The sequence below is a fragment of the Litorihabitans aurantiacus genome, assembly GCF_030161595.1.
Lineage (GTDB): Bacteria > Actinomycetota > Actinomycetes > Actinomycetales > Beutenbergiaceae > Litorihabitans > Litorihabitans aurantiacus.
On sequence record NZ_BSUM01000001.1, the window covers coordinates 3,138,367 to 3,154,378 of the forward strand.

Genomic DNA, 16,012 nt, shown 5'->3' on the forward strand with positions numbered 1-16,012 from the left:
GCATGTCCATCCCCCTGCCGGCGCCCCGCTCGCCGGGCCGGCCGGCCCCGCCGCCCGCCCGCGCCGTGCGCGCGAGCAGCGGTCTGCCGGTGGTGGACGAGACCTCCGCGGGGGGTCTGGTGATCGACGTCGTCGACGGCGTCGCGCAGTGCGCGGTCATCGCGCGTCGCAACCGCGCGGGTCGCCTCGAGTGGTGCCTGCCGAAGGGTCACCTCGAGGGTGTCGAGACCGCCGAGGAGGCGGCCGTCCGCGAGGTCGCGGAGGAGACCGGCATCGTCAGCCAGGTGGTGCGCCACCTCGCCACGATCGACTACTGGTTCGCCGGCCACGACCGCCGCGTCCACAAGGTCGTGCACCACTACCTGCTGGCGGCGCTGGGCGGCGAGCTGACCACGGAGAACGACCCCGACCACGAGGCCGAGGAGGTCGCGTGGGTCGCGCTCGACGACCTCGCCGCCCGCCTGGCCTACCCCAACGAGCGCCGCATCGTCTCCATGGCGCGGGACGTGCTCGTCGGCGGCTCGTGACCGCCTCGGGGGCGGGTGCGGCGACGCCGTGCCCGGCGGGCGTCGCTCGCGCGCGGGCGGGGGCCCCGAGCGGGCCCGGCGCACGACGGCGGTGCGCACCACCGTCCTCGCCCTCGCCCTGGCGCTCGTGCCGGGTGTCCTCGCACTCCCCGCGAGCGCCGCACCCTCGCCGTCGCCCTCGCCGACCGAGGTCGAGATCCCCGCCGTCGCGCCACCCGTCAGCCTCGAGCTGACCGACCTCGCGCCCGCGTTCGCGCTCCCGGGCGACACCCTCGTGCTCACCGGGACGCTCACGAACACGAGCGAGACGGACTTCGTCGACCCGACCCTGCGGATCGACGTGCAGCAGGCCGTCCCGACCACGACGTCGGCGATGGAGCGGTGGTTCGACACGACCACGGGGCCGCGCGGCCGCACGGTCGTCACGGCGGACTACGGCGTCACCGTCCCCGCGGGCGGGAGCGCGCCGTTCTCGTTCTCGGTCCCGGTCGCCGACCTGGGGTTCCCGATCCGCTTCGACAACTGGGGCGCGCGCGGTCTGCAGGTCGCGCTGACGGCCGGTGGCCGGACCGCCGTCGCCCGCACCGTGGGCGTGTTCCACCCGGGCGAGGAGGTGCGCGAACCCGACCTCGGGCTCGGCATCCTCGTCCCGCTCACGCCGAGCGCGCAGGAGTGGACGACCGCTGTCGAGACCGGTCGCAGCATCGAGCAGGTGGCCGGCGACCGCATCCGCGACGTCGTGGAGGCCGCCGGACCGGCCGCCTCGTGGGCGCTCGACCCCGCGCTGCTGACGGTGCCGACGTCGCCCTCGGGCGGGTCGTCCCAGAACGAGGGTGACGACGCCGCGGGTGACGACGGCGAGGGGGACGGCGCCGCCGGGACCGGCGATCCCACGGATCCCGGCGCGACCGGCGACGACGGCCAGCCCGCCGACCCGGCGGACCCCGCCGACCCGACGTCGCCGCAGGACCCCGCCGACCCCGCCGACCCCGACGCCACGGACGACCCCGAGGCCACTGCCGAGCCGACCGACGGCCGCCTCGCCGCCGACCTCGTCGCGGCGGCGGGTGGCCGCGAGGTCCTGGCGCTCCCGTGGGCCGACGCCGACGTGCCGGCGCTGGCCGGCACGGGCGCCGACGGGCGCACGCTCCTGACCGACGCCCGCGCGTCCGCGCTCGAGACCTTCGCCGCCGTCGGGCTGCCCGCCGTCACCACGACCGCCTGGCCGGCGGACCCGGGCACCAGCCAGGAGGCGCTCTCGCTGGCGCTCCGCGCGGGCTACTCCGCCGTGGTGCTCGAGGGTGCGTCGTCGTCGCAGGAGGACGCGACCGCCGTCGGCGCACGCACCGACCTCATCGACCAGACGGACCAGACCGCGCGCGTGCCCGCGCTCGTGTCGGACGCGCGGCTGTCGGCCGCCCTGGGCGGTGCCGTCCCCGAGGGCGCCACCACGATGAGCGACGCGCTGGCGAGCCGGCAGCACGCACTCGCGCTCACCGCCGTGATGACGCGGGAGGCCACGACCTCGCGCACGGTCCTCGCGACGCTCGACCGCGCCGTCGCGGGCGAGCTCGGTGGGGACGACGGCGCCGCCCAGCTCGGCGCGCGCGCCGCCGCCCTGACGAACGCCCCGTGGATCACGACGACGAGCCTCGGCGACGCGTTCGCGATGCAGCCCGACGAGGCGGAGGAGGCGACGAGCACCACCCTGCCGGCGACCGCGGACGTGACGAGCCCCGACTTCGCGCGGGCCGTGGACGCCGTCGTCGACGGGCTCGGGACGACGACGGGCCTGCGCGGTGCCCTCGAGCACCCCGAGGTGCTCGACGACGTCCGGCACGACCTCGCCACGGCCACCTCGAGCGCGTGGCGCACGGCCGACGTGAGCCCCGCCGTCGTGACCGACGCCGCGGCCGCGACGCTGGCGACCTACACGAACGCGGTCACCGTCGCGGTCCCCGCGAGCCTCGTCGACCTCCTGGCGGAGCAGAGCGCCGTCCCGCTCACGCTCACCAACACCCTGGACCAGCGCGTCACGGTGGAGGTCCACGTCGACCCGGCGCAGCCGGCGCTGCGCGTGGCCGACGTCGACCCCGTGACGATCGAGCCGGGGAGTCGGCGCGCGTGCCGGTCCCGATGGTCGCCGTCGCGAACGGCCGCACCCGGGTGGACGTCAGCGTCACGAGTCCTGACGGCGTCGTGATCGGCGTCGGGGAGACGTTCGACCTGCGCGTGCGGGCCGAGTGGGAGACGGTCGGCACCGGGATCGTGGCCGCCGCGCTCGGTCTGCTCCTGGTGGTCGGTCTCGTGCGCACCGTGCGGCGCGGTCGGCGCGACGCCGGCGGTCACGTGCCGGGCACGCACGAGGGCGGGGAGGACGACGGCGACGGCGGGTCCGACGCCGCCTCCGAGCCCGACGACACCGGAGAACCCGCCACCCCCGGCACCGGATCCCCCGCAGCACCCCCCGCGACGAGAGCGAGCACATGACGCAGCCGGCCCCCAGCCTCGTGCGCACGGCCGACAGGGTCTGGCCGGTGCGGCCGCCGTCATGTTCTCGGGGACGTTCGTCTCCCGGGGACTGGGCTTCGTGCGCAACGCGATCCTCGTCGTCGCCCTCGCGAGCGTGGGTGGGGCGAGCACGGCCTTCACCGTGGCGAACTCGCTGCCGAACGCGATCTACATGCTGCTCGCCGGCGGTGTCATCAACGCGATCCTCGTCCCGCAGCTCGTGCGCGCGGCGCGGGAGCACGACGGCGGGCGCGAGTACACCAACCGCCTCCTGACGGTGGCGGGTACGGGCCTCGCGGTGATCACGATCGCGCTGACCGTCGGCGCCGTGGCGCTCGTGACGCTGTACGGCGCGCAGATGGCTCCCGAGTGGCGGCCCGTCGCCTACGCGTTCGCCTACTGGTGCATCCCCCAGGTCTTCTTCTACGGGCTGTACACGCTGCTGGGTCAGGTGCTGAACGCGCGGCAGGTCTTCGGGCCGTACATGTGGGCGCCGGCGGCGAACAACGTCGTCGCCATCGTGGGTCTCGCGGTGTACCTGGTGATCTTCGGCGCGATGCCGCGCGAGCAGCTCGCGGCCGCCGAGTTCGGGACCGACCGCGTGGTCCTGCTGGCGGGGACGGCCACGCTCGGCGTCGCCGTCCAGGCGCTCGTGCTCGTGGTGCCGCTGTGGCGCTCGGGCTTCCGCTACCGCCCGGTCTGGGGCGTGCGAGGTCTCGGCGGCGCGAGCCGGATGGCGTCGTGGACGTTCGCCGCGCTCGCCGTCGGGCAGCTCGGGCTCGTGGCCGTCTCCCAGGTCGCCGCCGCCGCGCAGCACGCGGCCGACCAGCGCGGGGAGACCGGCGCCATCGCCGGGAACCTCATCTACGCGACCGCGTTCATGATCTTCATGCTGCCGCAGTCGCTCGTGGTGGTCTCGCTCCTGACGGCCGTCTTCACCCGCCTGTCGGCCAAGGCCGCGGCGCGCGACGGGCGCGGTGTGCGCGACGACCTCTCGCTCGCCATCCGCACCGTCGGCGTGTTCACCGTGCCGGCCGCGACGCTCCTGATGGTCCTGGCGGTCCCGCTCGCGCGGGTCATCACGCTCGGCGGTCAGGGGGAGGCGGCCGACGAGGCGCTCGGCCGTGTCGTGTGGACGCTCGCCATCGGGATCCCGGCCCTGGCGATGTGGAGCGCCGTCCAGCGCGCCTACTACGCCTACGAGGACGCCCGCTCGCTGTTCTGGATCCAGGTGCCGATGGCCGCCGTCGTGGCCGCGGGGACGCTGAGCAGCGTGCTGTGGCTGCGCCCGGGCCTGTGGGTCGCCGCGGCGGGGCTGTGGATCTCCCTCTCGTACGCGCTGGGGGCGCTGATGGGGTTCCTCGGCCTGCGCCGACGGCTGCCGAGCCTCGACGGCTCGCGCGTGCTCCTGACCCATCTCCGCCTCGTGATGGCCGCGGTGCCGATGGCAGCGCTCGGCGTGGGGGTGATGGCGCTGTGGGGTGCCGACCGCGGCCTCGTGGTCTCGGTGGTGCAGCTCGTCGTCGTCGGTGGCGCGATGGGGGCGCTCTACCTCTGGCTGGCGCAGCGCCTGCGCGTGGGCGAGATCGCCTTCGTGAGCTCTCGCGTCGCGTCGCTGACGCGTCCGTTGTCGGCGCGGCTGCGTACGATGGCAGGAGCGCGTCGCGGGGTTCCGCCGGAGACGGCGCAGACGACGGCGACGGGAGGAGCGGGGTTGGCGTCCACCGACTCGGTCACCAGTGGCATGCTGCTCGCCGACCGCTTCCTCGTCGCCGAGCAGATGCCCTCCGAGACCGCCGGCGTGCGCCGCTGGCGCGGTCATGACTCGATCCTCGAGCGCGAGGTCGAGGTCCGCTCGGTCGGGGGCGAGCACGCGCAGGAGATGCTCGACGCCGCACGCCGCGCCGCCCTCGTCACCGACCCGCGGCTCCCGCGCGTCCTGCGCGTCGGCGAGTTCGAGGGCACCGGGTACATCGTCCTCGAGCCCCTGGGCGGCACCCCGCTCACCGACGTCCTCGCGGCCGGTCCGCTCGCGCCCGACGTCGCACGCTCCGTCACCGGCGAGGTCGCCGGCGCCCTCGAGGCCGCCCGCCGCCGCGGGGTCCACCACACCGCGCTGACCGCCGCCGCCGTCACGGTGACGGGTGCGGGCGCCGTCCGCGTCGCGGGTCTCGGGATCGACGGCGCCGCGACGGGTGAGCACCCGTCCGCGAGCGAGGCGGCGCGCATCGACGCGGAGGCGCTCGTCGCGCTGCTGCACGCGATGCTCGACGGCGGGGCCTCCGACGACGACGACGCCACCGAGGCGCGCCGTGAGCTGCTCGAGGCTGTCCCCGACGTCGTGCGGACACCGTCGAACCTCGTCGTGGCCCTCGCGCCGTGGCGCCCCGTGCCCGCCGTGGCGGCGCTGCTGGCCGGGCAGGACGGCGGTGAGCTCGACCCCGAGCGCACGAGCGTCGCCGCCTCGGTCGCCGTCGTGGCCGCCCAGGTGCGTCAGCAGCAGCGGGACCGCGAGGCCGCCGCCGACTCGGCGGCCGCCGACGTGCCCGACGAGGAGATCGTCGACGCCCTCGAGGCCGGCCTCATCGCCGACGCCGCCGCGACCGGGTCCCCCGGTGTACCCACGTGGGCGCCGACCGGGGCGGCCGGGACGGGCGAGATGCCCCGCCTGGACTCCTCGGGCCTGCCGGTGCTCGCGGCCGGTGCCGCTGCCGCGGCGGTTGCCGGTGGCAGCGGCGCGGCGACGTCGGCCTCGGGTGTCGACTCGAGCACGCCGTCCCCGGCGTCGGGCACGGCCGCCGAGGGCGGCGGCCTGCGCGGCTGGCTGCGTCGCCTGGACGCGATCATCCCCGCCGAGCGACGCGTGGCCGCGGGTGAGGCCGCCGTCGCGAGCAGCAGCGAGGTGGGCACCGACGCGACCGGCACCGAGGCGAGCGAGCCGTTCCACGCGCCCGACACGACGGGCTGGACCGTGCACGCCGAGGGCGAGCTCCCCGCCGCCCCCTCGTTCGACGACGCCGTCGGGGCGGCACCCGCCGACGGCGAGGTGGACGCGTCCCACCTCTCCCGCCACAGCAGCGGCACCGGTGAGGGGGCCGTGGCCGCGTTCGCGACGGGGCTGCTCCGCCGGGTCGGTATCGGTCAGCGCCGCGACGTGCCCGGCGAGCCCGAGGTGCCCGCGACCTCCGAGGCTGCTGAGCCCACCGAGGCCACCGAGACCTCGGAGACGGCGGTCGGTACCCACGATCTGCCCGCCGCGACCGCGAGCGCGGGTGTCACCGCCCGGATCGAGCAGGTGCCCGACGTCGTCGACCCCGCTGAGACCGCGGTGGCGGCGCCCGCCGCGCCGGCGCGCCCGACCGAGCCCGCGCGCGTCGCCGAGACCGCGCGGCCGGCGAAGGCCGACCGCCCCACCCGTGAGTCCCGCCCCCAGCGCCCGGCGGCCCCGGAGCGCGACGACCGTTCCGACGCCGCGCGCGACGCCGACCGGTACGACGTCCCGGAGCGACGCGCCCCCGGGCGCATCAACGCGACGCCCTTCGTCCTGATCATCGTGCTGGCCGGTGTCGGCTGGGTGCTCTACCTGGCGCTCGGCTCGCTGCTCGAGGCCGCCCGCGGCCTCAACCTGGGTGAGGCACCGCCCGCCGCCACCCGCACGCTGACCCCCGCGACCGTCGTCGAGCCGGACCACGCGAGCGACACGACGACCACCACCGCCCGCGAGACCGACGAGACTGACGAGTCCGAGGTCCGCCCGGCCGACCTGCCCGTCCTGTAGCGACCCCGCCCGGGGAACAACCACCCGGGTCGGGCCGTTGTCGTCAGGGCCGGGCCCCCGCACGAGGAGAGATCGCACATGAGCACCGAGACCGCCGACGACGTCCGCGACGTCATCATCATCGGATCCGGCCCGTCCGGGTACACCGCGGCCGTCTACGCCGCGCGCGCCGACCTGAAGCCGCTCGTGATCGCGGGCAGCGTGACCGCCGGCGGTGCGCTCATGAACACCACGGAGGTCGAGAACTTCCCCGGTTTCCGCGACGGCATCATGGGCCCGGACCTCATGGAGAACATGAGCGCGCAGGCGGAGCGCTTCGGCGCCGAGATCCGCTACGACGACGTCACCGCCGTCGAGCTCGAGGGTGACGTCAAGGTCGTCACGACGGCGGAGGGCGACGTCGAGCGCGCCCGCACCGTCATCCTCGCCACCGGCTCGGCCTACAAGGAGCTGGGTCTGCCCGACGAGAAGCGCCTCTCGGGCCGCGGCGTCTCGTGGTGCGCGACCTGCGACGGCTTCTTCTTCCGCGAGCAGCACATCGTCGTCGTCGGCGGTGGCGACTCCGCCGTGGAGGAGGCCACGTTCCTCACGCGGTTCGCCTCGAAGGTCACCATGGTCGTGCGCCGCGACGAGCTCCGGGCGTCCAAGATCATGCAGGCACGCGCCGAGGCCGACCCGAAGATCGAGATGGCCTGGTTCAGCGAGGTCGCCGCGATCCACGGCGAGGACAAGGTGACCGGGGTGACGCTCAAGGACTCGCGCACCGGCGAGGAGCGCGAGCTGGACGCCACGGGCGTCTTCGTCGCCATCGGCCACCTGCCGCGCACCGACCTCGTGGCCGGTCAGGTCGACCTGGACGAGAGCGGCTACATCGTCGTGAACCACCCGACCACCGCGACCAACGTCCCCGGTGTCTTCGCGGCCGGCGACGCCGTCGACCACACCTACCGCCAGGCGATCACCGCCGCCGGCACGGGCTGCTCCGCGGCGCTGGACGCCGAGCGCTACCTCGCCGCGCAGGACCAGGCCGCCGAGGCCGCCCGCGGCGAGGGCGACCCGGTCGGCGAGCTCGCCGTCGAGGAGACGGCCCCGCTGCCCGCCTGAGCCGTCCGCACCCCCGCAGCCGGACCGCGCCCGGAGCCCCGACACGGGCTCCGGGCGCGTCGTCGCCCGCACCCCGTGCGCAGGAGTAGCCTGGGAACTTCGCGACCGTACTGCGATGGAGTGAACAGGTGACCACCACCATCATCGACGTGACCGACGAGACGTTCGCCTCGGAGGTCCTCGACGCCACCGGCGTCGTCCTCGTGGACTTCTGGGCCCCCTGGTGCCGCCCGTGCACCCAGGTCGAGCCGGTCCTGACCGAGCTCGCGGCCGAGCTCGAGGGGAAGGTGCGGGTGGTGAAGGTGAACACCGACGACAACCCGGCCACGACCCAGCGCCTCGGCATCACCTCGGTGCCCACGCTCGTGATCGTCTCGGGCGGCGAGGTCGTCACCCAGCTCATCGGCGCCCGCCCCAAGGCGGCCATCCGCGAGGCCCTCACCTCCCACGTCGCCGCCTGAGGGGCTCCGCGTGAGCTCCCTGCCGCCGGCGGGCACCCGCCTCGACCCCTGGTACGGCTCGTACTCCCGGCGCACCCACGGCATGCGCGCCTCGGAGATCCGGGCGCTCTTCGCCGTCGCGAACCGGCCCGAGGTCGTCTCGCTCGCCGGCGGCATGCCGAACATCGCCGACCTCCCGATGGACTCGATCGCCGACGCCGTGGGCGATCTCCTGCGGCGCGACGGCGCGCGCGCCCTGCAGTACGGCTCCGGCCAGGGCGACCCCGAGCTGCGCGAGCAGATCACCCAGGTGATGGCGCTCGAGCACGTGGGGGCCCACCCCGACGACGTCGTGGTCACCACGGGATCCCAGCAGGCGCTGGACCTCGTGGCGCGCATCTTCCTGGACCCGGGCGACGTCGTCGTGGCCGAGGCGCCCAGCTACGTGGGGGCGCTCGGGGTGTTCCGGGCCTACGAGGCCGACGTCGTGCACACGCCGATGGACGCCCACGGTCTGGTCCCCGAGGCTCTGGACGCCCTGCTGACCGACCTGGGCCGCCAGGGCCGACGCGTGAAGTTCCTCTACACGGTGCCGAACTTCCACAACCCCGGCGGGGTGACGCTCTCGCTCGAGCGGCGACCGCAGGTGGTCGAGATCGCTCAGCGCCACGGCGTCCTCATCCTCGAGGACAACCCCTACGGGCTCCTGGGGTTCGACGGCGAGCCCCTCCCGGCGCTGGCCTCGATCGCCCCCGACCACGTCATCTACCTCGGCTCGTTCTCCAAGACGTTCGCCCCCGGGTACCGGGTCGGATGGGCCCTCGCCCCGCACGCGGTCCGCGAGAAGCTCGTGCTCGCCAGCGAGTCGGCCATCCTGTGCCCCTCCAACGCCGGGCAGCTCGCCATCTCCACCTACCTGAGCCGGTTCGACTGGCGCGGCCAGGTCAAGGAGTACCGGCGCATGTACGCCGAGCGGCGCGACGCCATGGTCGGCGCGCTGCAGGAGCACCTCCCCACGGCCTCGTGGACGACGCCGGAGGGCGGCTTCTACGTGTGGCTGAAGCTTCCCGAGGGGCTCGACGCCCGCGAGATGCTGCCGCGGGCCGTCACGTCCCTCGTGGCGTACGTGCCGGGGACGGCGTTCTTCGCCGACGGGTCCGGCTCGACGCACCTGCGGCTGTCCTACTGCTACCCGACACCCGAGCGGATCGTCGAGGGCGTGCGGCGGCTGGCCGGCGTCGTCAACACCGAGGCCGACCTCGTGCGCGTGTTCGGGACCGCACCCTCGCACGCCGCCGGCGTCGAGCAGCCCGGCCCGGCGACGCCGTGAGCTCGTCCGTGAACGGCTCCGCACCGCTGGAGGTGCTCGTGCTGGCGGGTGGCCTGTCGCACGAGCGCGACGTCTCGCTGCGCTCGGGCCGACGCGTCGCGGACGCGCTCGAGGACGCGGGGGTGTCGGCGAGCGTGCACGACGTCGACTCCGGTCTGCTCGGCGCGATCGACGACCGTCGGCCCGACGTGGTGTGGCCGCTGCTGCACGGGTCCACGGGTGAGGACGGCTCCATCCGGGACCTGCTCGAGCTGCTCGGTGTCCCGGCGGTGGGCACGGGCTCCGCGGGTTCGCGCATCGCGTGGAGCAAGCCCGTGAGCAAGACGATGCTGACGCGCGCGGGTGCGGCCACGCCGTCGTCCGTCACGCTGCCCGAGTCGATCTTCCGCGAGGTGGGCGCGCGTGCCGTCCTGGACCGCGTGGTGGACCGCCTGGGGCTCCCGCTGGTGGTGAAGCCGGCCAAGGGTGGCTCCGCGCTCGGGGTCTCGCTCGTGACGACGGCGGACGAGCTGCCACGAGCGATGGTGGCGTGCTTCTCCTACGGGGACGTCGCACTGATCGAGCGTGCGGTGACGGGCGTCGAGGTCGCCGTCTCCGTGATCGACCTGGGGGACGGGCCGCGAGCCCTGCCGCCGGTGGAGATCGTCGTGGAGGACGGCCTGTACGACTACGACGCGCGCTACAACGCCGGCCGGACCCAGTTCTTCGCGCCGGCGCGGCTGAGCGGGGAGGCGGCCGCGGCGGCGCGCGAGCTCGCCGTCACGGCGCACCGCGTGCTCGGCCTGCGGGGGCTCTCTCGCACCGACATGATCGTGGACGAGAGCGGCACACCCTGGTTCCTCGAGGTCAACAGCGCACCCGGCATGACCGAGACGTCGCTGTTCCCGCTCGCTGCCGAGGCCGAGGGGCTCGCGCTGCCGCGCCTGTACCGCAGCATGGCCGAGGCGGCCCGCAGCGCGGTGCCGACGGTTCCCACCACCGTCTGACAGCACGTCCAGGCGGCGGCGGCCCGCCGGCGGGGGCCAACCTGCCGCCGCCGGCCCCCGCCTCGTCAGTCGCCCGACGTCGGCAGCTGCGTCGTCTCCTGCGGCGCCAGGGCCTCGACGATCCGGTTGAGGTCGTCCACGTTCGCGAACTCGATCGCGATGCGGCCCTTCCGCTGGCCGAGGGCGATCTTGACCTTCGTGTCCCACCGGTCCGAGAGCCGGCGGCTGAGGTCGTCGAGCGCAGCGGTGTGCTCACCGGTGCGCGGTCGACGGCGCAGCTCGGGTCGCAGAGGTTCGTCGTCGTCCCCGAGGGCCACGATCTCCTCGGTGGCGCGCACGCTCAGGCCCTCGGCGACGATCCGGTGCGCGAGGCGTTCCATCGCTGCCGACTCCGTCAGCCCCAGGAGCGCCCGGGCGTGACCCGCCGACAGCACACCGGCGGCGACCCGGCGCTGGACGGCGGGCGGGAGTCGCAGCAGTCGCAGCATGTTCGAGATCTGGGGGCGCGACCGCGCGATGCGCGTAGCCAGCTCCTCGTGCGTGCACCCGAAATCCGTGAGGAGCTGCTGGTATGCAGCTGCCTCCTCGAGCGGGTTGAGCTGGGCCCGGTGCAGGTTCTCCAGGAGCGCGTCGCGCAGCAGGTCCGTGTCCGAGGTCTCGCGCACGATCGCCGGGACGGTCTCGAGGCCCGCCTGCCGGGTGGCGCGCCAGCGACGCTCGCCCATGACGATCTCGTACCCGTCGCCGGTCGGGCGCACGACGATGGGCTGCAGCACGCCCACCTCGCGGATCGAGGCGGCGAGCTCCGCGAGATCGTCCTCGTCGAAGACCTGGCGCGGCTGGTTGGCATTCGCGTGGACGTCGTCGACCGGGATCTCGGCGAAGTAGGCGCCGGCCACCGGGGTCAGACCGTCGGAGCGCATCGAACTGGTGTTCGTGTCCCGGTCTTCACCAGACGCGGCGCTCTCGACCTGGGGCGCTGCGATCCTCGTCTCGCTGTCGACCTCGTCGCGCAGCGTCGCCGCTGCGGATCGTGCACCGGGTGAGGCGTCGGGGAAGAAGACGTCCACCGGCCGCGAGGCGCTCGGCCCCGAAGGGATGAGAGCTCCGAGACCCTTGCCGAGCCCTGTCCTGCGCTTCTCGCTCATGCTGTGCCGTTCTCCGTCGATGTGGCGGGTGACTGTCGATCGAGTGCCGGTGCCTGCCGACGGCTGATCTCGCGAGCGGCCTCGGCGTAGGCGAGGGCGCCGGATGACGACGGGTCGTAGGAGATGACCGTCTGGCCGTACGACGGCGCCTCCGAGATGCGGACGGAGCGCGGGATCACGGTCCGCAGCGTCTCGTCGCCGAAGTGCTCGCGCACCTCGGACGCGACCTCGCGAGCGAGGTTGGTGCGAATGTCGCTCATGGTGAGCAGGATGGTGCTGACGGCGAGGGCGGGATTGAGGTGCGCCTGGATGAGCTGGATGTTCTTGAGCAGCTGACTCAGGCCTTCGAGCGCGTAGTACTCACACTGGATCGGGATCAGGACCTCCGCCGCCGCCGTGAAGGCGTTGACCGTCAGCAGTCCCAGGCTGGGCGGGCAGTCGATGAACACGTAGTCGATACGCGGCAGGTCGGAGGACGACCGGTGGATCAGATAGGTGCGAAGGGCCTCTCGCAGTCGTGTTTCACGTGAATCCACCGTGACGAGCTCGATCTCGGCACCGGAGAGGTTGATCGTCGACGGGACACAGAGCAGGCGGTCGTCCGCGGGTGACGTCTGGACGACATCGGCGATTGAGCTGTCACCCAGGAGGACGTCGTAGGTGGAGAGCGTCTCGGGACCGTGCTCGATGCCCAGAGCGGTCGAGGCGTTGCCCTGTGGATCGTTGTCTATCACCAGCACTGTGAGGCCGGCTCGCGCCATCGCCGCCGCGATGTTGACGGCGGTGGTGGTCTTGCCGACCCCGCCCTTCTGATTGGCGACGGTGAAGACGCGCGTCTGGGCGGGGCGGTCGTAGGTGGTACCCATCGTGGTCACGCGTCGACGAGCGTCTGTCGCCACCTGGGCTGCCAGTGGTGTGTCGAGCCCGATGACTGGGATGGAGTCGAGCTGAGCCGCCCGTCTTGCTTCGTCGTCGAGGCTGTCCCTGCCGCCCGATCTGCCGTCTGCCACGACGTCTCCACCCTTCTGTTGGTCGCTCTAGCCTACAAGCGCGAGGTGACGGCTGCCGCCGTTCCGCGCTTCTGCGGTCACTCGTGTGAGGTCGCGTTCGTAGCTGGCACCTCGTCTGCCGCGCCAGCCGGAGGGCCTGTTTCACGTGAAACGGTCGACGAGATGTGTTTCCGGCCTGGCAAGGCCGGGGCTTGGCGGGATGGCCGATCGGATCCTGCCGTGGCCGTCGAGGCGAGCGTGTTTCACGTGAAACGACCTGCGCGGAAGCGGCCGCTTCGCCGCTCAGAGACCTTGGGTGACAGCCGCTATTCGGCGACCACGTGAGTCGAGGTCTCGGATCACCTCGACCTACGAGCCCAAGGACTACTTGTCTCACCCCTCGTCAGCGTCCAGGGCCGCCCGTTGTTCGACCACGAAGGTCAACCGAAGGGCTTCAATTCCTTCTTCACCCGGCTACGACGGTCCTGGTTTGCGCGCCATACGACCGGGTTGGGGCGGGTCCCGCTCGTCCGACGCCGCTCGCCGTATCGACTCTCCATTGGATCGCTACCGCGAGAGCACGGCGGCACAGTGACCACGCCGTTGCCCTAGCGCCTGAGATGACGGACGCCCAGAGGGTTTCGCGAGCTACGGACGACAGGCCGATCTTGTGGTGCGTCCGCGAGGGTGTTTCACGTGAAACCGACTGGCACGGTTCGGGCGTGCTCTTGCGTCCGGAGGTCCCCATAGTTGTCCACAAGGCCTGTGGGTTGACGTGCGACATCCCCGAGATCCCAGGGTTTTTCCGTGTGCATAACTTCTGCGTTCTGTGGACCACCTCCTCATCTCGAACCATCGCTCGGCGCATCTCCAACGGAACGTCGTCACGGGATTGACTGGTCATGCTCCGATGTGAGCGCCGCGCTCAACGGCCATGTCACACGCGGTGAGTACGAGCATCACGGCTGGTGTGATTGAGGTGGTCTTCCGCGCGCGCTCGTCCGCTTGGCGGTCGCATCACAGGAGATGGGTCATGGCGCTGCTCATCAGCGACGGGCCCGATGCCGTTTCACGTGAAACACGCAGATAGACTCGAGGTGGGTCCCCGCGGCGCAGCCGGTACTGCAAGCCGTCCGGGTCTTGAGGCCGCGACGAATCTGGGGGCCCACCACCTCCGGGGCAGCGAAGGACCTGAGGGGTCCTGGCTCTACGGCACCTGACTCCGTGACCTTGAGCGCCGCGGAGGTGAACCGCACAGCCGGGGTCCGCTCAGGCACACCGACCCCTCGACCTCCTTGCCCCGCGTGAACCACCTAGCCGCCAGTTGGCCGATCAGCGCCGTCGTGAATCGGCTCCTCTGCGATGACCCGACGACCAGGTCTCTGCACGGCCGCGCCCGGTCCGCGCCGCAGCACCGGGACCACCACGGTCGATTTCGCCACCACGCGTACCGGGGAATCGCGACGATCGCGTGACACTTGCGCGACACCGACAACTAGCCTCTGGGGCAGACGTGTCCGCCAAGTCGACGTGTCCGCCACGCCGGCGGGCGGAATCGCTGGTGCATCTATCCGCAGGCACGACACTCGGAGCGCAGTCGCTCGACGAGGTTCCCGCCTGGGTTCGAGTTGTGCGGTCGTGCAGCTGCTCAGCGGTGTTCGACACGACTCGCGGTAGGACGTGCGACCGCCAGTCGAAGGAGCGTGGTGCGGCGGATCCTCGGGCATCCGCACCGTCACACGTGAGGACCCGAGGGACCGCCTCGCGGATCCGGGCGGCGCTGCTGATCTCGCTCGACGGTGCATGCGTGCGAGACGCACGTCTCACGTGAAACGGATCATTCACCGCAAGCGAACGATGAATGAGCAGCGCGGCGCCGACCACGCGCACCCGCATCCATCGGTGCGATGACGGTCAACCCCGGAGACGCCCTTCGTCAGGAACGGCGAACCTCGACGACGCGCGTGACGTCTCCGTCGCCGAGAACGTCGACCTCGTGCACCACACCCGCACCGGCGCCAGGCAGCTTCTTCAGTACGGAGGATGCAGCAGTCAGCTCGTCCGCTGCGCGCGCACCCTTCATGGCCACGAGGGCGCCGCCGGGAGCCACCAGCGGCCACGTCCAGCGCAGCAGCTTGTCGAGCGCCGCGACCGCACGCGCCGTCACCGCATCGAACTGGAGCGACCCGTGGAGCTCCTGGGCCTGCTTCTGGTGCAGCGTCACGTTCGTCAGACCAATAGTTGTCGCGACAAGTTCTAGCCACGCGATCCGACGTTCCATCGGCTCGACCAGGTGGAACTCGAGATCGGGGCGAGCGGCCGCGAGCACGACACCCGGCAGGCCGGCACCGGAACCGACATCCGCGACGCGGCCCGAACGGGGCAGATGGGGGAGCACGGCAGCCGAGTTCACGATGTGCCGTGTCCAGAGCCGGTCGAGCTCCCGCGGCCCGATGAGACCTCTCTCCTCACCGTGCACACGAAGCATGTCGGCGAAGACCAGGGCGGCCTCGAAGCCGTCACCCAGCGCACGCCGGCTCGCAGCCTCCGCCACCACCAGAGACGCGGGGGTCGACGCTCCCGGTCCGCCCTGACTCCCGGTGGTCGAGCTCCCGCCGGTCGGGCCGGCGCCGCTCACTCGCCCGAGGCGACGCGGATCACGACGTGACGGTGCGGCTCGACACCGTCGGAGTCCGACACCAGGCCGGCAGCCGCCACAGCGTCGTGCACCACCTTGCGCTCGAACGGGTTCATCGGGTCGAGCGCGACCGACTCGCCGGACGACGTCGCCCGCTCGATCGCCTCGCGCGCCACCTCTTCGAGAGCGGCACGCTGAGCCGCACGGTGCCCGGCGACGTCGAGCATGAGGCGGCTGCGCTCACCCGTCCGCGCCTGCACCGCGAGCCGCGTCAGCTCCTGCAGCGCGTCGAGAACCTCGCCCTCGCTCCCGACGAGGCGGGCCAGCGCCCGCTCGTCCTCGTCCGAGACGATCTCGACGGCGGCGCGGCCGTGCTCGACGCCGATGTCGATGTCGCCGTCGAGATCGGCGATGTCGAGGAGCTCCTCCAGGTAGTCGGCCGCGACCTCACCCTCCTCCTCGAGGCGCGTGGGGGCGTCGGCGACGGCGGCCGTGTCCTCGTTCGTCATGCTGTTCCCTTCGAGTGGCCGGCGCACCAGCGCCTCCGGCGACGAGCGTCGA

General features: G+C 73.0%; 10 protein-coding genes and 1 pseudogene. 7 read left to right on the top strand and 4 right to left on the bottom strand.

The genetic code is table 11. The features are described from left to right. Window positions 1–2 precede the first annotated feature (2 nt). From QQK22_RS14980 to QQK22_RS15010, 7 genes and pseudogenes are all read left to right on the top strand, one after another. Window positions 3–527 carry an NUDIX hydrolase gene (locus QQK22_RS14980; RefSeq protein ID WP_284251759.1) on the top strand — a complete coding sequence of 175 codons (525 nt, stop codon included), beginning with the start codon at window positions 3–5 and terminating at the stop codon, window positions 525–527. Window positions 528–654: 127 nt separating this feature from the next. Continuing rightward, window positions 655–3,017, top strand: a pseudogene (locus QQK22_RS14985) (DUF6049 family protein). 61 nt (window positions 3,018–3,078) lie between these two features. Continuing rightward, the gene (locus QQK22_RS14990) at window positions 3,079–6,816 is read left to right on the top strand and encodes a lipid II flippase MurJ (protein WP_284251760.1); all 3,738 of its coding nucleotides are present in this window, start codon (window positions 3,079–3,081) and stop codon (window positions 6,814–6,816) included. Between the two features lie 78 nt (window positions 6,817–6,894). Further along, entirely contained in the window at window positions 6,895–7,920 is a 1,026-nt protein-coding gene (gene trxB, locus QQK22_RS14995; protein ID WP_284251761.1) for a thioredoxin-disulfide reductase, read from the top strand. A gap of 128 nt (window positions 7,921–8,048) precedes the next feature. After that, window positions 8,049–8,381 (top strand): thioredoxin, encoded by a 333-nt coding sequence (trxA, locus tag QQK22_RS15000; RefSeq protein ID WP_284251762.1) that lies wholly within the window; start codon window positions 8,049–8,051, stop codon window positions 8,379–8,381. A gap of 10 nt (window positions 8,382–8,391) precedes the next feature. Next, window positions 8,392–9,690, top strand: a complete 1,299-nt coding sequence (locus QQK22_RS15005; RefSeq protein ID WP_284251763.1) for an aminotransferase-like domain-containing protein — start codon at window positions 8,392–8,394, stop codon at window positions 9,688–9,690. Beyond that, window positions 9,687–10,676: a D-alanine--D-alanine ligase family protein gene (locus QQK22_RS15010; RefSeq protein ID WP_284251764.1), complete on the top strand. Its 990-nt coding sequence runs from the start codon at window positions 9,687–9,689 to the stop codon at window positions 10,674–10,676. Before QQK22_RS15005 ends, QQK22_RS15010 begins: the two co-directional genes overlap by 4 nt. 65 nt (window positions 10,677–10,741) lie before the next feature. Here the strand turns inward: QQK22_RS15010 and QQK22_RS15015 are convergent, their stop codons facing one another. The 4 genes from QQK22_RS15015 to QQK22_RS15030 form a co-directional block, all read right to left on the bottom strand. Beyond that, complete coding sequence (locus tag QQK22_RS15015) at window positions 10,742–11,824, bottom strand: ParB/RepB/Spo0J family partition protein (protein WP_284251765.1); 1,083 nt, start codon at window positions 11,822–11,824, stop codon at window positions 10,742–10,744. After that, window positions 11,821–12,834 carry a ParA family protein gene (locus QQK22_RS15020; protein WP_431310164.1) on the bottom strand — a complete coding sequence of 338 codons (1,014 nt, stop codon included), beginning with the start codon at window positions 12,832–12,834 and terminating at the stop codon, window positions 11,821–11,823. Before QQK22_RS15020 ends, QQK22_RS15015 begins: the two co-directional genes overlap by 4 nt. A 1,915-nt stretch (window positions 12,835–14,749) precedes the next feature. After that, window positions 14,750–15,451, bottom strand: coding sequence for a 16S rRNA (guanine(527)-N(7))-methyltransferase RsmG (rsmG, locus tag QQK22_RS15025; RefSeq protein ID WP_284251766.1), 702 nt, complete (start codon window positions 15,449–15,451; stop codon window positions 14,750–14,752). Further along, complete coding sequence (locus QQK22_RS15030; RefSeq protein ID WP_284251767.1) at window positions 15,448–15,960, bottom strand: Jag family protein; 513 nt, start codon at window positions 15,958–15,960, stop codon at window positions 15,448–15,450. Before QQK22_RS15030 ends, rsmG begins: the two co-directional genes overlap by 4 nt. Between the last annotated feature and the right edge of the window lie 52 nt (window positions 15,961–16,012).